This is a genomic window from Agromyces sp. NPDC055520 (assembly GCF_053619715.1).
In genome coordinates this window covers 20,778-36,391 of record NZ_JBSHJY010000031.1, presented here as the reverse complement: position 1 = coordinate 36,391, position 15,614 = coordinate 20,778, and the positions used below count along the sequence as shown (strand labels likewise).

Annotated in this window: 18 protein-coding genes; 3 read left to right on the top strand and 15 right to left on the bottom strand. The window is 70.0% G+C overall.

Going from position 1 to position 15,614, the window contains the following annotated elements; translation table 11 throughout:
• Nucleotides 1-32: 32 nt before the first annotated feature.
• The gene (locus tag ACWGST_RS12595; RefSeq protein WP_452047008.1) at nucleotides 33-2,561 is read right to left on the bottom strand and encodes an ATP-dependent Clp protease ATP-binding subunit; all 2,529 of its coding nucleotides are present in this window, start codon (nucleotides 2,559-2,561) and stop codon (nucleotides 33-35) included.
• Nucleotides 2,562-2,736: 175 nt separating this feature from the next.
• Here ACWGST_RS12595 and ACWGST_RS12590 point away from each other — a divergent pair, with 175 nt between their 5' ends.
• Together ACWGST_RS12590 and ACWGST_RS12585 are read left to right on the top strand one after the other, a co-directional pair.
• Complete coding sequence (locus ACWGST_RS12590) at nucleotides 2,737-3,435, top strand: hypothetical protein (RefSeq protein WP_452047007.1); 699 nt, start codon at nucleotides 2,737-2,739, stop codon at nucleotides 3,433-3,435.
• On the top strand, nucleotides 3,435-3,683 hold the full coding sequence (locus ACWGST_RS12585; protein ID WP_452047006.1) for a helix-turn-helix domain-containing protein: 249 nt from the start codon (nucleotides 3,435-3,437) through the stop codon (nucleotides 3,681-3,683). The genes ACWGST_RS12590 and ACWGST_RS12585 overlap by 1 nt, the downstream gene beginning before the upstream one ends.
• Here ACWGST_RS12585 and ACWGST_RS12580 read toward each other — a convergent pair.
• Entirely contained in the window at nucleotides 3,676-4,152 is a 477-nt protein-coding gene (locus ACWGST_RS12580; RefSeq protein WP_452047005.1) for a hypothetical protein, read from the bottom strand. The two genes, ACWGST_RS12585 and ACWGST_RS12580, sit on opposite strands and share 8 nt — an antisense overlap.
• 59 nt (nucleotides 4,153-4,211) lie before the next feature.
• On the opposite strand from ACWGST_RS12580, the gene ACWGST_RS12575 reads away from it, so the two are divergent.
• Nucleotides 4,212-5,309 (top strand): pirin family protein, encoded by a 1,098-nt coding sequence (locus tag ACWGST_RS12575; RefSeq protein ID WP_452047004.1) that lies wholly within the window; start codon nucleotides 4,212-4,214, stop codon nucleotides 5,307-5,309.
• A 61-nt stretch (nucleotides 5,310-5,370) separates the two neighbouring features.
• Here the strand turns inward: ACWGST_RS12575 and cls are convergent, their stop codons facing one another.
• From cls to folE, 13 genes are all read right to left on the bottom strand, one after another.
• Nucleotides 5,371-6,837, bottom strand: coding sequence for a cardiolipin synthase (gene cls / locus ACWGST_RS12570; RefSeq protein ID WP_452047003.1), 1,467 nt, complete (start codon nucleotides 6,835-6,837; stop codon nucleotides 5,371-5,373).
• A gap of 4 nt (nucleotides 6,838-6,841) precedes the next feature.
• Complete coding sequence (locus ACWGST_RS12565) at nucleotides 6,842-7,018, bottom strand: hypothetical protein (protein WP_375835304.1); 177 nt, start codon at nucleotides 7,016-7,018, stop codon at nucleotides 6,842-6,844.
• Nucleotides 7,019-7,083: 65 nt separating this feature from the next.
• Nucleotides 7,084-7,233 carry a hypothetical protein gene (locus tag ACWGST_RS12560; protein ID WP_452047002.1) on the bottom strand — a complete coding sequence of 50 codons (150 nt, stop codon included), beginning with the start codon at nucleotides 7,231-7,233 and terminating at the stop codon, nucleotides 7,084-7,086.
• Nucleotides 7,234-7,276: 43 nt separating this feature from the next.
• On the bottom strand, nucleotides 7,277-8,809 hold the full coding sequence (lysS, locus tag ACWGST_RS12555; protein WP_452047001.1) for a lysine--tRNA ligase: 1,533 nt from the start codon (nucleotides 8,807-8,809) through the stop codon (nucleotides 7,277-7,279).
• Between the two features lie 134 nt (nucleotides 8,810-8,943).
• Entirely contained in the window at nucleotides 8,944-9,810 is an 867-nt protein-coding gene (panC, locus tag ACWGST_RS12550; protein WP_452047000.1) for a pantoate--beta-alanine ligase, read from the bottom strand.
• On the bottom strand, nucleotides 9,807-10,562 hold the full coding sequence (locus ACWGST_RS12545; protein WP_452046999.1) for a Rossmann-like and DUF2520 domain-containing protein: 756 nt from the start codon (nucleotides 10,560-10,562) through the stop codon (nucleotides 9,807-9,809). The genes panC and ACWGST_RS12545 overlap by 4 nt, the downstream gene beginning before the upstream one ends.
• Nucleotides 10,552-12,324, bottom strand: a complete 1,773-nt coding sequence (locus ACWGST_RS12540) for a PH domain-containing protein (protein ID WP_452046998.1) — start codon at nucleotides 12,322-12,324, stop codon at nucleotides 10,552-10,554. The genes ACWGST_RS12545 and ACWGST_RS12540 overlap by 11 nt, the downstream gene beginning before the upstream one ends.
• Nucleotides 12,321-12,860, bottom strand: a complete 540-nt coding sequence (locus tag ACWGST_RS12535; protein ID WP_452046997.1) for a PH domain-containing protein — start codon at nucleotides 12,858-12,860, stop codon at nucleotides 12,321-12,323. The genes ACWGST_RS12540 and ACWGST_RS12535 overlap by 4 nt, the downstream gene beginning before the upstream one ends.
• Nucleotides 12,853-13,326, bottom strand: a complete 474-nt coding sequence (locus ACWGST_RS12530) for a DUF3180 domain-containing protein (RefSeq protein WP_452046996.1) — start codon at nucleotides 13,324-13,326, stop codon at nucleotides 12,853-12,855. Before ACWGST_RS12530 ends, ACWGST_RS12535 begins: the two co-directional genes overlap by 8 nt.
• The gene (folK, locus tag ACWGST_RS12525; RefSeq protein WP_452046995.1) at nucleotides 13,323-13,808 is read right to left on the bottom strand and encodes a 2-amino-4-hydroxy-6-hydroxymethyldihydropteridine diphosphokinase; all 486 of its coding nucleotides are present in this window, start codon (nucleotides 13,806-13,808) and stop codon (nucleotides 13,323-13,325) included. Before folK ends, ACWGST_RS12530 begins: the two co-directional genes overlap by 4 nt.
• Complete coding sequence (gene folB, locus ACWGST_RS12520; protein ID WP_452046994.1) at nucleotides 13,805-14,191, bottom strand: dihydroneopterin aldolase; 387 nt, start codon at nucleotides 14,189-14,191, stop codon at nucleotides 13,805-13,807. The genes folK and folB overlap by 4 nt, the downstream gene beginning before the upstream one ends.
• A complete protein-coding gene (gene folP / locus ACWGST_RS12515; protein ID WP_452046993.1) occupies nucleotides 14,184-15,023 on the bottom strand; it encodes a dihydropteroate synthase in 840 nt (279 codons plus the stop codon). Before folP ends, folB begins: the two co-directional genes overlap by 8 nt.
• Nucleotides 15,016-15,612, bottom strand: a complete 597-nt coding sequence (gene folE / locus ACWGST_RS12510; RefSeq protein ID WP_452046992.1) for a GTP cyclohydrolase I — start codon at nucleotides 15,610-15,612, stop codon at nucleotides 15,016-15,018. Before folE ends, folP begins: the two co-directional genes overlap by 8 nt.
• Nucleotides 15,613-15,614: the final 2 nt, after the last annotated feature.

The following is a 15,614-nucleotide window of genomic DNA, read 5'->3' as shown; positions in this document are numbered from 1 at the left end:
CCGCAGCATCCGCCCCCTTCGTGTCGTTCTCGTTACTCGCCCGCGGCAGCCGCCAGATCGGGTGTGGCCGGGCCGGTGCCGATCGCTGCGGCGGTGTTGACGCCGACCGAGACGGGCAGCTCGCGCTGCGTCGTCGTGAAGACGAACTCGCCGTCGGCGAAGTCGACGTGCACGTGGTCGCCGGCGTTGAGCTCGCCGTGCAGGATCTTCTCGGAGAGACGGTCTTCGATCTCACGCTGCACCGCGCGACGCAGCGGGCGTGCACCGAGCGCCGGGTCGAAGCCGACCTCGATGAGTCGCTCCTTCGCGGAGACCGTGAGGTCGACCGTCATGTCGCGATCGAGCAGGCGCTCGCTGAGGCGCTTGATGAACAGGTCGACGATCTGCAGCAGCTCGGGCTTGGAGAGCTGCGGGAACACGATGATCTCGTCGACACGGTTCAGGAACTCGGGCTTGAAGTGCTTCTTCAGCTCTTCGTTCACCTTGCCGCGCATGAGGTCGTACCCGGTGCGGGGGTCGCCCTCGAGCTGGAAGCCGACCGGCCCGCTCGAGATGTCTTTCGTGCCGAGGTTGGTCGTCATGATGATGACCGTGTTCTTGAAGTCGACGACACGACCCTGACCGTCGGTCAAGCGACCCTCTTCGAGGATCTGCAGGAGCGAGTTGAAGATGTCGGGGTGGGCTTTCTCGATCTCGTCGAAGAGCACGACCGAGAACGGCTTGCGGCGCACCTTCTCGGTGAGCTGGCCGCCCTCTTCGAAGCCGACGAACCCGGGAGGGGCGCCGAACAGGCGCGAGACCGTGTGCTTCTCGCCGTACTCCGACATGTCGAGCGAGATCATCGCCGCCTCGTCGTCGAAGAGGAACTCGGCGAGCGCCTTGGCGAGCTCGGTCTTGCCGACGCCCGTGGGGCCGGCGAAGATGAACGAGCCCGAGGGGCGCTTCGGATCTTTCAGCCCGGCCCGGGTGCGGCGGATGGTCTTGGCGAGGGCCGAGATGGCCTCCTCCTGACCGATGACGCGCTCGTGCAGCGCCTTCTCCATGAAGACGAGTCGCGACGACTCCTCTTCGGTGAGCTTGAAGACGGGGATGCCGGTGGCCTGTGCGAGCACCTCGGCGATCAGGCCCTCGTCGACGACCGCGGTCGTCTTGACGTCGCCCGACTTCCACTGCTTCTCGAGGCGCAGGCGCTCGCCGAGCAGGTTCTTCTCCTCGTCGCGCAGCGACGCGGCCTTCTCGAAGTCCTGCTCTTCGATCGCGGTCTCTTTCGCGGCGCGCACGACGGCGATCTTCTCGTCGAACTCCCGCAGCTCGGGCGGGCTCGAGAGGATCGAGAGGCGCAGGCGCGCTCCGGCCTCGTCGATCAGGTCGATCGCCTTGTCGGGCAGGAACCGGTCGGAGACGTAGCGGTCGGCGAGGTTCGCCGCGGCCACGAGCGCACCGTCGGTGATCGAGACCTTGTGGTGGGCCTCGTAGCGGTCGCGCAGGCCCTTCAGGATGTTGATCGTGTGGGGCAGGCTCGGCTCGGCGACCTGGATCGGCTGGAAGCGGCGCTCAAGCGCGGCGTCCTTCTCGAAGTGCTTGCGGTACTCGTCGAGCGTCGTGGCACCGATGGTCTGCAGCTCTCCGCGCGCGAGCAGCGGCTTCAAGATCGAGGCGGCGTCGATCGCGCCCTCGGCGGCACCTGCACCCACGAGCGTGTGGATCTCGTCGATGAAGACGATGATGTCGCCGCGCGTGCGGATCTCTTTCGTGACCTTCTTCAGGCGCTCTTCGAAGTCACCGCGGTAGCGCGAGCCGGCGATGAGCGAGCCGAGGTCGAGCGAGTAGAGCTGCTTGTCTTTCAGCGTCTCGGGCACCTCGCCCTTGACGATCGCCTGTGCGAGACCCTCGACGACGGCGGTCTTGCCGACGCCGGGCTCGCCGATCAGCACGGGGTTGTTCTTCGATCGACGCGAGAGGATCTGCATGACGCGCTCGATCTCTTTCTCGCGCCCGATCACGGGGTCGAGCTTCGACTCGCGAGCGGCCTGCGTGAGGTTGCGGCCGAACTGGTCGAGGATCTGCGAGCCGCCCTGCGGGGTGGTCTGCTCGTTGGCGCCGACCTGCACCTGCTCTTTGCCCTGGTAGCCCGAGAGCAGCTGGATGACCTGCTGGCGCACGCGGTTGAGGTCGGCGCCCAGCTTCACGAGCACCTGGGCGGCGACGCCCTCGCCCTCGCGGATGAGCCCGAGGAGGATGTGCTCGGTGCCGATGTAGTTGTGGCCGAGCTGCAGCGCTTCGCGGAGCGAGAGCTCGAGCACCTTCTTGGCGCGCGGTGTGAACGGGATGTGCCCCGTCGGCTGCTGCTGACCCTGGCCGATGATGTCTTGCACCTGCTCGCGCACGGCGTCGAGCGAGATGCCGAGCGACTCGAGCGCCTTGGCGGCGACGCCCTCACCCTCGTGGATGAGCCCGAGCAGGATGTGCTCGGTGCCGATGTAGTTGTGGTTGAGCATCTTGGCCTCTTCTTGGGCCAAGACGACGACACGACGGGCTCGGTCGGTGAATCTCTCGAACATCTCTACTCCTCACGACCCCGCTGGGTAGGGGCGCCGATATAACGAGCGTAAACAAGGCGGATGTCGCGTGGGGCGCTGTTCGCCGTGGGCGCATCACGATCGTGGCCCGGGCCCGGGTTGACGCCGACACGCGAACGGCCTACCGTATCGATATTCGATGTTATCGATGAACGATATGAGGTGGAAACGTGATCGATCCCATGAACGCCGACATCGCCCCGACCGCACCCGGCGGCCCTCGCGCGGCGACCGTCTCGCCATCGACGTCCTGCTCGGCATCACCGCACTCATCACGGTGTTCTTCGTCTGGACGTTCTCGATGTCGATCATCCAGAAGCTCGGCACCGAGGGGGTGTACGTCTTCACGCTCCCGCTCGGCGGGAGTCCACGCGAGATCGCCCTTCCCGACTCGCCCGATGCGACGGTGATCGGCGCCACCCAGCTGAACGACGCGGTGGTCACCCTCGGCGATGTTCCCGATGAGCTCCGCGACCTCGTGCTCGCCCAGCACGCCCTCTCGATCGCGATCATCGCGACGATCGTCGCGGCCTTCGTCACCGTGCTGTTGCGATTGCGCGCCGGCCGGCCGTTCATGCGCTCGACGACCGTCGTGCTCATGATCACCTCGATCGCGCTCATGGTGCTGGGCACCGCATCCGAGGTGCTCGACAACATCGTGGAGGGCGTCGCCACCGAGGTGATCACCGGCGGCAGCCACGACACCGCGCTCGGCACGGCCTGGTCGTGGGAGTTCACCGGAATCTGGTTGTTCGTCGGGTTGCTGCTCGGCACGGTGGCCGGCGTCTTCTCGATCGGCGACCGCACCGAACGCGAACGGGCGCGCCTGCAACGCGACACCGAGGGGCTCGTCTGATGGCGCCCGCCGATGCCGACGAGGCATCCGATGTGCACTGCAGGCTCGACGAACTGCTCGTCGCCCGCGACATGACGCTCACCCGCCTCAGCGAGCTCGTCGGCGTCACCGTGGTCAACCTGAGCGTGCTGAAGAACGACCGGGCACGCGCCATCCGCTTCTCGACGCTGCAGGCGATCTGCGAAGCGCTCGACTGCGAGATCGGCGAGCTGCTCGTACTGCGACCCGGCCGGGCCGTGGCTACTTGACCGGAATCGTGATCTCGTCGCCGCCGACCTCGACGATGAGCGGCTCGGTCGTCGTGACGGTGACCGGGGTCCAGAACAGGGTCGTGTGATCCACCATGTCCATCGTGCAGATCTGGTCCGCCGGCCGCTCGACGAGGTCGATCACGACGCGGTTGCCCTTGCCGGCGGGGTCGAGCACGCGGATCTGCTCGCCCACGACGGGGCAGGTCGAACTGCCGACGGTGATGAACGCGATCTGGCCGCCGTCGGCCCACCACACCGCGGTGGGACGCTCGGTGGGGATCTCGTGGGTGTCGCCAGCCGGGTCGGTGCCCGAGTCGACGTCGACGACGTCGGCGTCGGCCTCGGTCGGCACCCCGGAGAAGTTCTCGGCGGCCCCGGCCGGCGGGTTGCACGCCGACAGGAGGAACACCGACGAGACCGCCAGGGCGAGGAGACCAGCACGACGAAGACGCATCGAAGAAGCCATGCCGCCATGCTAACGGTCGGCCCCGCCCCGTGCACGGGTGCCCCGCGTAGAATCTCGACATGAGCAACCTCGAACGCGACCCCGCTGAACTGCTGTGTCCGCCCGAGGTCGCTACGGATCCCGCGATCGCGGTACTGACGCCGCGAGAGGTGCCGCTCGGCGGCCCGCGGGCGATGAACGTTCGTCGCACCCTGCCCCAGCGCGGCCGCACGACGATCGGCGCGTGGTGCTTCGCCGACCACTACGGCCCCGACGACGTCGCTGCCTCCGGCGGCATGGTCGTGCCGCCGCACCCGCACACCGGGCTGCAGACCGTGAGCTGGCTCTTCGAGGGCGAGATCGAGCACCGCGACAGCACCGGCAGCCACGAGATGGTGCGCCCCGGCGCCGTGAACCTGATGACGGCCGGGCGCGGCATCTCGCACTCGGAGGTCTCGACCCCGCAGACCACCCTGCTGCACGGCGTGCAGCTCTGGGTCGCGCTGCCCGCGGATTCGCGCAACGTCGCGCCCTTCTTCGAGCACGCCGAGATCGCAGAGGTCGAGGTCGACGACGCCCGCGTACGGGTCTTCGCCGGGTCGTTGCCTGGGGCCCCGGCCGCGGCATCCGGTCATGAAGCCCACGGCGATGCGCCCGGCGATCTGCGCGACGGCCCCGTCACCCTCTTCTCGGCTCTCGTGGGCGCCCAGATCGAACTGCCGGCCGGCGGCGAGGCCTGGATCGACCTCGACCCCTCGTTCGAGCACGGCCTGCTCGTCGATCTCGGCCCGGTCGGCGTGACCATCGCCGCGCTCGACGACGAGGCCGACGACCCGGGGCGACTCGTTCCACTCGCCGAGACCGGCCACACCGCCACGCTCGCGCGGAGCGAGCTCGGCTATCTGCCCGTCGGTCACGAGGGCGTCAGACTGCGGGCGACGGATGCCCCGGTGCGGGTGATCCTCATCGGCGGCACGCCCTTCGACGAGGCGCTCGTGATGTGGTGGAACTTCATCGGCCGCGACCACGACGAGATCGTGGAGTACCGCCGCCAGTGGCAGGCCGACGTCATCGGCCGCGACAACCCCGACGGGCGGTTCGGCACCGTCACGGGGTACGACGGCGAACCGCTGGCCGCACCCGAGATGCCGACGGTGCACTTGCGGCCGCGCGCGTAGCGCAGGAGCACGAAGCCCGCAGGCGCACCTGGCCCGCAGGGCGCGCAGGGCACAGGGCGCGCTACTGCAGCGCCGAGCTGAGCCGGGCGAGGTTGTCGAGCACGGTCGAACGCAGCGGCTGCCGCATCCACTCGTCGAGGGTCAGCTCGCGGCTGTCTCGGCGGTAGCCGTCTTCGACGGCGCGCATCTCGCGCACGAACGACGCGCCCCGCACGAGGAGCGAGATCTCCATGTTGAGCTCGAACGAGCGGATGTCCATGTTGCTCGAGCCGATCACCGCGACGTCGTCGTCGATCGTGAAGTGCTTGGAATGCAGGATGTACGGCGCCTTGTACATGAAGATCTTCACGCCGGCGCGCAGCAGCGCCTCGTAGTACGAGCGCTGAGCGTGGTAGACGAGCGCCTGATCGCCGATCTCGGAGACGAAGAGCTCGACGTGGATGCCGCGCTGCGTCGCGCCGCTGATGGCACGCAGCATCGCATCGTCGGGCACGAAGTACGGGCTCGTGATGATGATGCGCTCTTCGGCGGCGTACATCAGCGCGAGGAAGAGCTTGAGGTTGTTCTCGTTCGGGAACCCCGGCCCACTCGGCACGACCTGGCAGTCGAGGTCTTGCGCCTCACCCGGCTGGTCGAGCGACTCGGACAGGTCGCGCACAGGCTCCTCGCCGGTCTCGAGGAACCAGTCGGTGGCGAAGATCGCATCGAGGCCGGCCACGATCGGCCCCTCGACGCGCACGACGAGCTCCTTCCATTTCAGGCCGCGACGGATGTTGCTTCGCTTGTTGTAGCTGCGGTCGATGATGTTCTGCGACCCCATGAACCCCACCTCGCCGTCGGCGACGAGGATCTTGCGGTGGTTGCGCAGGTCGGGCCGCTGGTACTTGCCCTTGAACGGCTGCACCGGCAGCATGAGCTGCCACCGCACACCCATGGCCGTGAGCCGCTCGAGCGTCCTGCGGTATCCCTTGACCCGAACGGATGCCACGTGGTCGAGCATGACCCGCACGTCGACCCCGCGCGCGACTGCGTCGCCGAGGGCGTCGAAGAACGGTGCCGTCGTGGCGTCGAGGGCGAGGATGTAGAACTCGACGTGCACGTAGCGCTTGGCATCGCGCACCGCGTCGGTCATCGCATCGAGCGAACCCTGGTAGTCGCCGATCAGGCTCGCGCTGTTCGAGCCGATGAGGGGCATCGAACCGAGGTTGCGGTTCAGCCGCACGACGCCCTCGAACCAGGCCGGCCAGTGCCCCGGGTCGCTGACCCGCTCGACGCCGTGCGTCGACTCGCGGATGTAGCGGTCGACCTCGGCCTGCTTCTCGCGCCGGTGCTTCGGCAGCTTCGGGTTGCCGATCAGCAGGAAGAAGAACACCCCGATGAACGGGAGGAAGAAGATCGCGAGCAGCCACGCCATGCCCGCCGTCGGCCGTCGGTTGCGCGGCACGACGATGACCGCCGTGACACGGATGATCACGTCGACGACGAACACGACCCCGGCGAGGAGGAGCGCCGCCTGCTCCGAGGTCATGCCGTCAAGCTGCCGGTCGCTGCTTGGCGAGCTTGGCCCGCTCCTCCGCTTCGACGCGGGCGTAGGCCTTGCGCTCGTTGCGGTCGGCGTGGATGACCGCACGCATCACGAACCAGAAGATGAGTCCGATGAGCACGGTCGGCGCGAGCGACCAGATCGCATTCGCCCAGAATTCGTCCATAGATCTACAAGGATACGTTCTTTCTCCGAATTCGCAGCTTCGGGCCTCGTGCCGGCGGGTCGGGGTCAGCCGCCGGTGACGAGGCCCCAGATGCCCGAACCGACGAGGTAGAGCCCGATCGCACCGACCACGATCCAGATGCCGAGACGCGTGTTCGACGGGCGCTTGGGGTCTTGCTCGGGTTCGAGTTCGCCCTTCGGAAGGTAGTCGTTCATGCGCGGCATCCGCTCTCTCGATCGTTCACGCGACCGTGCCCGCTCACTTGACCAGCGGGAAGAGGATCGTCTCGCGGATGCCGAGGCCGGTGAGCGCCATCAGCAGTCGGTCGATGCCCATGCCCATGCCACCCGACGGCGGCATGCCGAACTCGAGCGCCCGCAGGAACTCCTCGTCGAGGCGCATCGCCTCGGGGTCGCCGCCGGCGGCGAGCTTCGCCTGCTCGACGAAGCGCTCGCGCTGCACGACGGGGTCGACGAGCTCGGAGTAGCCGGTCGCGAGCTCGAAGCCGCGGATGTAGAGGTCCCACTTCTCGACGACGCCCGGGATCGAGCGGTGCTCGCGCACGAGGGGCGAGGTGTCGAGCGGGAAGTCCATGACGAAGGTCGGCCGCACGAGGCCCGACTTCACGTGGTGCTCCCACAGCTCTTCGACGTACTTGCCGGGCAGCGGGTGATCGACCTCGAGGCCGGCGTCGTCGGCGAGCTGCTTCAGGCGCTCGACCGGGGTCGACGAGGTGATCGTCTCGCCGATCGCCTCGGAGAGCGAGTCGTACATCGAGATGCGCGCCCAGTCGCCGCCGAGGTCGAAGTCGGTGCCGTCGGCCCAGGTCACGACGTGCGAGCCCGACGTCGCGAGCGCGGCATCCTGGATCAATTTCTGGGTGAGGTCGGCGATCGTGGTGTAGTCGCCGTAGGCCTCGTAGGCCTCGAGCATCGCGAACTCGGGCGAGTGCGTCGAGTCGGCGCCCTCGTTGCGGAAGTTGCGGTTGATCTCGTAGACCCGCTCGATGCCGCCCACGACGGCGCGCTTCAGGTACAGCTCGGGCGCGATGCGCAGGTACAGCTCGGTGTCGAACGCGTTGGACTGCGTGACGAACGGGCGAGCGGATGCCCCGCCGTGCATGACCTGCAGCATCGGCGTCTCGACCTCGATGAAACCGAGCGAGTCGAAGGTGCGCCGAAGGCTCGCGTTGACCTTCGCCCGGTCGATGACGTTCTTGCGGGCCTGCTCGCGCGAGATCAGGTCGAGGTAGCGGCTGCGCACGCGCATCTCTTCGGAGAGCTCGTTGTGCAGGTTCGGCAGCGGCAGGATCGCCTTCGAGGCGATGCGCCACTGGTTCACCATGATCGAGAGCTCGCCGCGGCGGCTCGTGATGACCTCGCCGGCGACGAACACGTGGTCGCCCAGGTCGACGAGCTCCTTCCACTCGGCGAGCGACTCCTCGCCGACCTCGGCGAGCGAGACCATGGCCTGGATGCGGCTGCCGTCACCCGACTGCAGCGTGGCGAAGCACAGCTTGCCGGTGTTGCGCGAATGCACGACGCGGCCGGCGACGCCGACCTGCTCGCCGCTCGCCTCGTCGACGCCGAGGCCGACGAAGCGGTCGCGCACCTGCGGGATCGTCGCCGTGATCGGCAGGCGCACGGGATACGCACCGAGAGCACGGTCGTCGGATGCCGCGTTCAGCCGTTCGCGCTTGGCGAGACGCACGGCCTTCTGCTCGGAGATCTCATCGGCGTTGATCTCATCGGCAGTGGATTCGGCGGGCTGGTTCGGCGTCTCGTCGGCCATTGTTCTCTCTCGTCGTGCGAAAAGGTGCGGGCACCAGCCTAACTTGTGCCCCCTGAGCGGAGATCGTCGTAGGATCGGATCGAACCCGCGGCCCGCATCCGATCCTGTGAAGATCTCCGAAGTTGCGGCGGCGGTCAGCCGAGCGTGACGGCGGCGTTGTCGATGAGCCGGGTCGCGCCTACACGCGCGGCGACGAGCACCACGGCCGCGCCTCGCGCGTCGTCGGCGACGGGCAGGAACGTCGCGGGGTCGACGACCACGAGATAGTCGAGGGCCACGTCGTCGTGGTCGCCGAAGGCGGCGGCCCCCTCGGCGAGCACCTCGGCGAGGCCGTCGGGCCCCGCGGCATCCGCTGCCCTGAGCGCCTCGATCAGGGTGAGTGCAGCCTCGCGCTGCGCCGGGTCGAGAAAGCGGTTGCGGCTCGAGAGCGCGAGTCCGTCGGCCTCGCGCACGGTCGGCACGACCTCGATCGCGGTCGGCACGTCGAGATCGTCGACCATCCGGCGAACCAGGAAGACCTGCTGCGCGTCTTTCTGGCCGAAGACGGCGACGTCGGGCTGCACGATGTTGAGCAGCTTGCCGACGACGGTCAGCATGCCGTCGAAGTGGCCCGGGCGCGATGCGCCCTCGTAGAGCGAGCCGACCGGACCGGCGGTGAGGGTCGTGCCGACGGCTCCGATCGGGTACATCTCGTCGACGGCGGGGGCGAAGACGAACGCGACCCCGAGCCCCGCGAGCGCGGCGACGTCGGCGTCGAGCGTGCGCGGGTAACGGTCGAGGTCTTCGCTCGGGCCGAACTGCAGCGGGTTCACGAAGATCGACACGACGACCACGTCGGCCATCTCACGAGCGCGCGCCACGAGTGCCAGATGGCCGGCGTGCAGCGCCCCCATGGTCGGTACGAGGGCGACGGATGCCCCGGCCGCACGCCGCTCGCGGAGCAGCGCGCGCAACTCGTCGATGGTCGCAACGACGCGCACGCCCGATGCGGCCTCGGTCATGCGTCACCCCCCAGCGGCCAGTCGGTGCCGGCCTTGTCGATCGTATCGGCACCCTCGGCGTACCCGCTGTCGTGCCGCGCGAGGGCGTTCTCGACGGCGCTGCGCACGAGCGGGGCGAGCACGGCTCCGGGGCGGCCCACGCCGATGCCGCCGAGCAGGCCGCTCGCCTGGTCGACGATCGTGCTCGAGAACGAGACCGCCGTGTCGACGGCCTCGCCGTAGGCCGCGCGGTCGGACTCGGCGACGACGAACGGCTCGCCTCCCATCTCGACGACGAGCGCCTGGCCGATCGGCAGCACCGGTGCGGGCGCGGTGACGGCGAACCACGTGCCGGGCAGCCGAGCGAGGTCGATGCTCGTGCCGGTGAAGCTCATGGCCGGGTGCACCGCGAGCGGAATCGCTCCGGCCGCGCGCGCCGGAGCCAGCACGCCCGTGCCGAAGCGCGCGACGGTGTGCAGCACGAGCTGACCGGGCTGCCAGGCGCCCGCCTCGGCGAGACCCGCGACGAGCGGCCCGAGCTCGGCCTCGGGCACCGCGAGCAGCACGAGCTCACTGCGTTCGATGATCTCGGGGATCGGCAGCACCGGCACCGCGGGCAGCATGGCGGCGGCCCGCTCGCGGCTCGCGTCGGAGACGGCGGCGATGCCCGTCAGCGCGTGCCCGGCGCCGGCGAGAGCCGAGGCGAGCACGGCGCCGACGCGACCGGCGCCGATGGTGCCGACGCCGAGCCGGCCTGGGCGATCAGCCGACATGGCGCTGACCCGTCTCGCCGTGCGGTTGCGCCGTCTCGTCGCGCCCGTCGTGCTCGTCGTGTTCGTCGTGCTCGTCGTGCTCGCCGTGCGGTTGCGCCGTCTCGTCGCGGTGCTGCGCCGCGCCCCAGTGGTGCGAGGTGTCGCTCGCCGCGCGTTCGACGGCGACGTGTGCGATCCGCTCGAAGAGCTCGGTGGCTTCGGTGCGATCGGCGACCGGCAGCACGGCACTGACCGGGCCGGTCACGGTGTGCAGGCGCAGGGTCGCGAGGTCGAGCGCGCGTTCGATCGGGCCGACCGAGAGCGCGACCGACTGCATGCGTGCGAGCGGCACGAGACTCAGGCTGCGGACGAGCGCGCCCCGTCGGATGACGGCGACCCCGGCCGTCTCGGCCAGACCGATGCGCTTCCACGAGAAGGGCCGCAACCACGCTGCACGTCTCGGCGTGACGGAGAAGCCGCCCGCCTCGCCCCGGCCCACGAGCCCCGTTTCGACCAGCGGCTCGACGTCGGCCGCGGCATCCGGAATCAACAGGGCGAGCACCCGGTGCACGTCGGCCGCGAGACCGACCGGCAGCACGACCGTGCGCTGCGCCGCGTCGCCCGCACCGGAGGCGGACTGCCCCGCGACGTTGATGCGCACCGACCACCAGCCGAACGGCCGCCAGAACACCCACTGCGTCGCCTCGACGGCGTGCACCCGACCCGGCGGGATCGTCTGGTTGCCGGTCGAGAGCAGGCCGTGGCCGATGCGCACGCCGTCGGGCGTGCCGGCGATCGAGTAGCGCATCGACTTCGTGATGCGCGACCACGTGTAGCTCACGAGACCGATCGCGGCCGGCACGAAGCTGAAGAGGATCCAGGTCTGGCCGGTCGTGACGCCGACCACGATGATCGCGACGAGGATGATCGCCCAGAGCGTGGAGCCGCCGAGGAGCGTCGACCCGATCACCCGACCGAGCGGCAGGTGCACGACCGACTCGGGTGGAGCGAGATCGGGGTCGAGCTCGGGGGCGAGGAACTCGTCGACGCGCTGCGCCACGAAGGCGCCGGCGCGGGCGGTGACGGGAGCCGCGGCATCCGCTCGGCCCGCCGGCGCCGCTGCCGTCGGTGCCATCGGCGCCATCGGCGCCATCGGCGTCGTGCCCCCGGCCTGCTCGGCCCGCTCGGCCCGCGCACCCGAGGCGAGGCGCAGCACGTCGGCGCGCAGCACGTCGGCGAGCGACGACCCGAGGTAGGCGAGCTGCACGTTCGCCGACTGGCCGGCGACCGAGATCTCGAGCTTCGCGGTGCCGAAGATGCGGGCGAACAGCGGCCGGTTGACGTTGATGCCCTGGATGCGGTCGAGTCGCGCGCTCCGATGCGAGCGGAAGAGGATGCCGCTGCGCACCTCGACCGCCTCGTTCGAGACCCGGAAGGTGTGCATGCGCCACGAGAGCCAGAACCCGATGATGACCGCGATGACGACCGCGGCGACCGCGAGCAGCGCCCACCCCACGAGCCCGTTCATCACGATGCCGCCGACCGGGTCGTTCGCCCAGTCTTGTTGCCACTCGTCGTACTCGACGTCGATCTGGCTGTCCGTCTCGGGCGCGAAGACCGTGAGGAAGATGTCGATGACCCGCTCGCGCAGGTTCGCGATCACGAAGCCCAGCACCGCGATGAACACGAGGCCGCCGCGCAGCAGTGGGCTCGCCGGGTGCAGCCGATGCCACTCGCCGTCGGCGAGGTGCACGGTCGCCTGCCCGCGCGCGGCTGCGTTCACAGCCCCGCCCGGCGCGACTCGGCGAGGGCGACGAGTTCGTCGCGCAGTCGATCGGCCTCCGCCATGGGCAGGCCCGGCACGGTGACCGCGCTCGCTGCGGCCGCCGTGACGAACTTGAGGTCGGCGAGGTCGAGGGCGCGGGCCACCGGTCCGCGGGTGATGTCGACGAGCTGCATGCGGCCGTAGGGCACCGCCACCTGCCGCTGGAACATGATGCCGCGACGGAACAGCAGGTCGTCGGCGCGCAACCGGTACTGGATCGACCGCACGCGGCGCGGTTCGAGGGCGATGCCGATGATCGAGACCACGGCGACCGCGATCGCGGCCCACAGCGCCCACTGCCAGTGGAGGAAGAAGTACGCCACGAGGGCGATGGCCACGACGACGATCAGGCCGATGATCGAACCGATCACCTCGACGAAGACGTACTTCGGCGAGACGCGCTGCCAGCCGGCGTCGGATGCCTCGGGCACGGGCTGCTCGTCTCGCACGGGCTCGACGGGCTCGTCGGGTTGGCGGCCGGGCGCCTCAGGCATGCGCATGCTCTTTCTTCTCGGTGTCGGTGTCGTCGGGCGGCAGCGTGCAGAAGAACTCCGCGACGAGGCCGCCCGCCAGAAGCAGGGCCGCGCCGATCGCGGTGGCGACGGCGAGCCAGATCGTCGCGGGCGCGGCCACGACGCTGCGCGTCAGGAGGAACAGCGTGATGCCGAGGCCGAACCCGAGCATGACCGCCCCGCTCAGGCTGCACGCCTTCGCGAGCACCGCGGTGCGCATCGCCCGGAACGGGTCGAGATGCTTCGTCGACTTGCCCTTCACCGCTCGGCGAATGGGCCAGGCGAACGCGATGACGAGCGCGGCGACCCCGGCGAGCGTGATCGGCAGCGAGATCGGCGGCACGATCGCCTTCGACCCGTTCGAGACGATCGCGAGATCGATGAGGTACCCGGCGACGAGGCCGGCGAGCACGAAGGCGATGATCGTGGAGACGTGGGTGCGTTTCACCGTCGCACCACCTCGTCGGGCGCCGCAGCGCGCAGCTCGGCGATCGGCCCGCGGCCGGCGAGCACGGCATCGGGCTCGACGTCGAGCCACGGCGCCAGCACGAACGCCCGCTGCCAGGCACGCGGATGCGGCAGCACGAGCCGCTCGTCGTCGAGCACCACGCCGTCGACGTCGATGAGGTCGAGGTCGAGGGTGCGATCGCCCCAGTGCTCGGCGCGCACCCGCCCGTGCTCGAGTTCGATGCGCTGCAGCACGTCGAGCAGCGCGAGCGGCTCGAGCGCCGTGTCGACGACGATGACGCCGTTCAGGTATCGGGGGGCGTCGTCGTCGACGCCGGCGTCTGTGATCGCGGCCGTCTCGTAGACGGGCGACACCGCCGTGAGCGCGACCCCGTCGGTCTCGGCGATCTCGCGCACGGCTGCGGCGATCGTGTGCTCGCGGTCGCCGAGGTTGGCCCCGAAGGCGATGACGGCGCGGGTCATGACCTGCCCCGCACGATCGTGACGGCCACGTCGGCGAAGGGCACGGAGATCGGCGCCTGCGGCTTGTGCACCGTGACCTCGACCTCGCGGGCCGCGGCGAATCCGAGCGCCACGGCGGCGACCCGCTCGGCGACGGTCTCGATGAGGTCGACCGGGTCGCGCTCGACGGCGGCCACGACGGCCTCGGCGAGTTCGCCGTAGTGCACCGTGCGTTCGAGTTCGTCGGAGGCCGCCGCGGCGGCGAGGTCGACCGCGACCGAGACGTCGATCACGAAGTCCTGACCGTCGGCCCGTTCGAAATCGAACACGCCGTGATGCGCGCGAACGCGAAGCCCGGTAAGGGTGATGCGGTCGCCTCGCCCGCGTGAGCGCTGTTCAGTCACGTCGTCCACTCTGCCATGCACCGAGGACGTCGAGGGCGCGGCGGGTGCCCTGCACGTCGTGCACGCGCACGGCCCACGCACCCGCCTGCGCCGAGAGCGCGCTCACGACCGCGGTCGGCAGGTCGCGATCGGTGACGGATGCCTCGGCGGGAAGCATCGCGCCGAGGAACCGCTTGCGCGAGGCCCCCACGATGATCGGCAGCCCGAGCTCCGCGAGCACGTCGAGCCGGCCGAGCAGCTGCCAGTTCTGATCGCCGTGCTTGGCGAAGCCGAGGCCGGGGTCGAGAATGAGCTTCTCGCGGGCGACCCCGGCCGCGATGAGCGCGTCGACGCGGCGTGCGAGCTCGTCGCGCACCTCGACGGCGACGTCGGCGTACTCGGCGAGCGAGTCCATGCGGTCGGAGTGCCCGCGCCAGTGCATCGCGACGTACCTCGCGCCCGTCTCGGCCGCGATCGGGCCCATCGCCGCGTCGGCGAGCCCGGCGGAGACGTCGTTGATGATCTCGGCCCCGGCCGCGACGGCGGCTTGCGCGGTCGCGGCGCGCATGGTGTCGACACTGACCCGGATGCCGCTGCTCGCGAGTTCGCGGATGACCGGCACGACCCGGCGCAGCTCTTCCTCGGGCGCGACGCGGGCGGCGCCCGGGCGGGTGGACTCGCCGCCGACGTCGATGATGTCGGCACCGTCGGCGACGAGTTCGAGGCCGTGCGCGATCGCGGCGTCGGCGTCGAACCACGTGCCGCCGTCGCTGAACGAGTCGGGCGTGACGTTCACGACGCCCATGATCAACGTGCGCGACGGGATCAACGTGCGCGACGGGCCGTCAGGCATGCGCCTGCGCCCCGATGAGCGTGATGATCTCGCTCCGGGCGGCAGGCTCCGAGAGCGCGCCGCGGCTCGCGATCGTCACGGTTGAACTGCGCTCCTGACGCGACCCCCGCGTGGTCACGCAGCGGTGCTGGGCGTCGAGCACGACGAGCACGCCTCGGGGGTCGAGCCCCGCCACGAGCGCGTCGGCGATCTCCTCGGTGAGCCGCTCCTGCAGCTGGGGCCGGCGCGCGAGCGTGTCGACGACCGCGGGGATGCGGCCGAGGCCCACGACCCGGTCGCCCGGCAGGTAGGCCACGTGCGCGGTGCCGACGAATGGCAGCAGGTGGTGCTCGCACACCGAGCGGAACGCGAGGTCGCGCAGCACCACCGCGTCGGACGTCGCCGGCACACCGGCGTCGGTCGCCCCGATCGGCACCGAATCGGCGAGGTGGCTGAGCGGGTCGACGTCGAGCCCGCCGAAGAAGTCGGCGTAGGCCTCGGCGACCCGCTGCGGTGTGCGCTCGAGCCCCGGTCGCGACGGGTCTTCACCGATCGCGAGCAGGATCTCGTGCACCGCACGCTGGATGCGCTCGGCGTCAACTCCGGCCATGG

Coding starts and splice junctions, on each gene's coding strand:
- ACWGST_RS12595 (WP_452047008.1), bottom strand. CDS start 2,561: ATGTTCGAGAGATTCACCGACCGAGCCCGTCGTGTCGTCGTCTTGGCC.
- ACWGST_RS12590 (WP_452047007.1), top strand. CDS start 2,737: ATGAGGTGGAAACGTGATCGATCCCATGAACGCCGACATCGCCCCGAC.
- ACWGST_RS12585 (WP_452047006.1), top strand. CDS start 3,435: ATGGCGCCCGCCGATGCCGACGAGGCATCCGATGTGCACTGCAGGCTC.
- ACWGST_RS12580 (WP_452047005.1), bottom strand. CDS start 4,152: ATGGCTTCTTCGATGCGTCTTCGTCGTGCTGGTCTCCTCGCCCTGGCG.
- ACWGST_RS12575 (WP_452047004.1), top strand. CDS start 4,212: ATGAGCAACCTCGAACGCGACCCCGCTGAACTGCTGTGTCCGCCCGAG.
- cls (WP_452047003.1), bottom strand. CDS start 6,837: ATGACCTCGGAGCAGGCGGCGCTCCTCCTCGCCGGGGTCGTGTTCGTC.
- ACWGST_RS12565 (WP_375835304.1), bottom strand. CDS start 7,018: ATGGACGAATTCTGGGCGAATGCGATCTGGTCGCTCGCGCCGACCGTG.
- ACWGST_RS12560 (WP_452047002.1), bottom strand. CDS start 7,233: ATGAACGACTACCTTCCGAAGGGCGAACTCGAACCCGAGCAAGACCCC.
- lysS (WP_452047001.1), bottom strand. CDS start 8,809: ATGGCCGACGAGACGCCGAACCAGCCCGCCGAATCCACTGCCGATGAG.
- panC (WP_452047000.1), bottom strand. CDS start 9,810: ATGACCGAGGCCGCATCGGGCGTGCGCGTCGTTGCGACCATCGACGAG.
- ACWGST_RS12545 (WP_452046999.1), bottom strand. CDS start 10,562: ATGTCGGCTGATCGCCCAGGCCGGCTCGGCGTCGGCACCATCGGCGCC.
- ACWGST_RS12535 (WP_452046997.1), bottom strand. CDS start 12,860: ATGCCTGAGGCGCCCGGCCGCCAACCCGACGAGCCCGTCGAGCCCGTG.
- folK (WP_452046995.1), bottom strand. CDS start 13,808: ATGACCCGCGCCGTCATCGCCTTCGGGGCCAACCTCGGCGACCGCGAG.
- folP (WP_452046993.1), bottom strand. CDS start 15,023: ATGCCTGACGGCCCGTCGCGCACGTTGATCCCGTCGCGCACGTTGATC.
- folE (WP_452046992.1), bottom strand. CDS start 15,612: ATGGCCGGAGTTGACGCCGAGCGCATCCAGCGTGCGGTGCACGAGATC.